Consider the following 1,963-nt stretch of genomic DNA (forward strand, 5'->3'; position numbering starts at 1 on the left):
GTCAGGGATTTGCTGGGAGTCACGTTGCCACAGATAGTCTTAAATAAATTGCAAGCCCAACCAGTCTCCCAATCCCTCGCTATCCAAGTACGATCACAGCTTTTCCGTGACCTTGAACAGCCACCTATGCTCTCAGAAGCCAAAGGGTTTTGGGTCTTTTTCTTGTCCTACAATCATCGCTTCTACTTCAGCATGAGAGAGCGTCTGCATGACAGAGTGATGTACTGTCTCCATTGGCTAAAAAACAGTTTGTTTGTTACCGTCATGCCCAACGAAGCGGATTGGGCGTTACTGTCCCTGCCTAGAGTGCTGGCTTTCCTGTATTATCCAATCCATATAATACGGTTGTTAATTAAGCATGGCATACAACCAATGTTAAGAACTCATCACGAGCCGCACTCCTTGTGAAATTTTTATATAGCATTTCTCAGACTTATTAGGTAAATTCAATGTCTTGATGCAGTCCCTCATGGGGGGAACCCCCACAGCTAGGCGCTGCTTTGCTACTCCCGACTCCCGACTCCCGACTCCCTACTCCCTACTCCCTAAATCTGATCACCAAACCGATGCTCTAGAGAGAACTATCTAAAGCAGCAGCTACGACCCGATGGTCTTCATCCTTCATCAGTTCTCCCAATGCTGCTTTAGCATCGGGGGAATCAAATCGTTTGAGGGCACGGGCAACATGCATCCGAATACGCCACCATTGTGAATTTTTCAGAGCCAGAATTTGCTGCAATGCCTCAGTTTCCTTAACAGTACCAGCCAGTAACCCTAGGGCATCAATTCCTGCTTCTCGGACAGTTGGGTCTTCCCCTGCTAAGCCGCAAATACAAATACTATAGAGTTCTTCTGGACAAGACATTTCCACCAAAGCAGCAAGAATGCTACGGCGCACCAGCCAGTGATCATCCTGTTGAAAGCTAGTGACCAGATGAGATATTGATACGTCTCCATACTTGGACAAGGAATTGGAAGCTTCTGCCCTTACATTGGGATCTGTATCAAATTGCATCAAATTTAACAACGCAGCATAGGACTCGTCACTCCGTTTATTCCCCAGTCCCATGGCCACAAAGGAGCGCACTAAAAACTCTGGGTCTTTGAGTTTACTTGTAAGTAGGGGAACAGCTACATCTGAACCATACTCTCTCAAAGCAGTAAGTGCCCTGAGGCGATCCTGAGCATTTGGACTTTTGAGAGAGATTTCGATTTGACGGATGTCCATAGCACTACAGAGCCAGCTTTTTTTACATTTCTTAATACCTTTAATCAAAGATTATCATAATTTAGTATACTGCTGTGAAGTGAACTAGCCTTAGCTGCTACCGGAAGCTAGGGCTAGTTCACTTCATTGTTTTTGTTAACCGTTGCGTTGATGAGATGCTAAGGTCAACCTTGGCCTTTCAACCTTAAACCTTGGCCAATAGGCCACGCAATCGCGTTCAACCTTCAACCAACCTTAAACCTTTAACCTTCAACAAAAATCAACCATGACGACTCAATTAAGCGACTATATCAAAGAACTAATTACCAAAGCCAGAATTGTCAGCTTTGCCAACTGGCAAGACTCCTATCCCCCAGAGATTATCCAGCATTTCCAGGCAGCTGATGATCATGGTCGCTATCTTACCGATGATGACTTGCACCAGATTAAAGCCTGTTCACCGGATACGGAATCCTTAATCAATACAGCCCAATTTTTGCGGGATAACGCTTCTGATATCATTTCTGAAGCGCGGGAAACCGTATTGGCTCAATATCCTGATATTACTAAACCAGGAGGTAGTCTTTATCCCGCCCCACGAGCAGAAGCCTGTTGGCGAGATTTTTGGCATTTCCTCCGGTGTATTACCTATGGGATTGCTGGCAGTAGCACCCAGTTTACTAGTGCTGAAGGACTGCACTATATGAATTTGTTGTACAAAGAATTGCAAGTCCCAATCGCCGCAATGGTATTAGT

Annotated in this window: 4 protein-coding genes; 3 read left to right on the plus strand and 1 reads right to left on the minus strand. The window is 45.2% G+C overall.

Translation table 11 applies throughout. From position 1 onward, the window contains the following. Both F6K53_RS38680 and F6K53_RS38685 read left to right on the plus strand, forming a co-directional pair. On the plus strand, nucleotides 1–408 hold a 408-nt coding region (locus F6K53_RS38680; protein ID WP_293085148.1), incomplete at its 5' end, for a hypothetical protein. A 46-nt stretch (nucleotides 409–454) separates the two neighbouring features. Beyond that, the gene (locus F6K53_RS38685; RefSeq protein WP_293085151.1) at nucleotides 455–589 is read left to right on the plus strand and encodes a hypothetical protein; all 135 of its coding nucleotides are present in this window, start codon (nucleotides 455–457) and stop codon (nucleotides 587–589) included. Here F6K53_RS38685 and F6K53_RS38690 read toward each other — a convergent pair. Then, nucleotides 572–1,276: a HEAT repeat domain-containing protein gene (locus F6K53_RS38690; protein ID WP_330359472.1), complete on the minus strand. Its 705-nt coding sequence runs from the start codon at nucleotides 1,274–1,276 to the stop codon at nucleotides 572–574. The genes F6K53_RS38685 and F6K53_RS38690 overlap by 18 nt on opposite strands. Before the next feature lie 217 nt (nucleotides 1,277–1,493). Between F6K53_RS38690 and F6K53_RS38695 the strand changes: the two genes are divergently transcribed. Next, the coding region (locus F6K53_RS38695) for a phycobilisome protein (protein ID WP_293085154.1) at nucleotides 1,494–1,963 on the plus strand (470 nt) is incomplete at its 3' end.

The organism is Moorena sp. SIO4A1 (assembly GCF_010672065.1).
In the GTDB taxonomy this organism is placed as follows: Bacteria; Cyanobacteriota; Cyanobacteriia; order Cyanobacteriales; family Coleofasciculaceae; genus Moorena.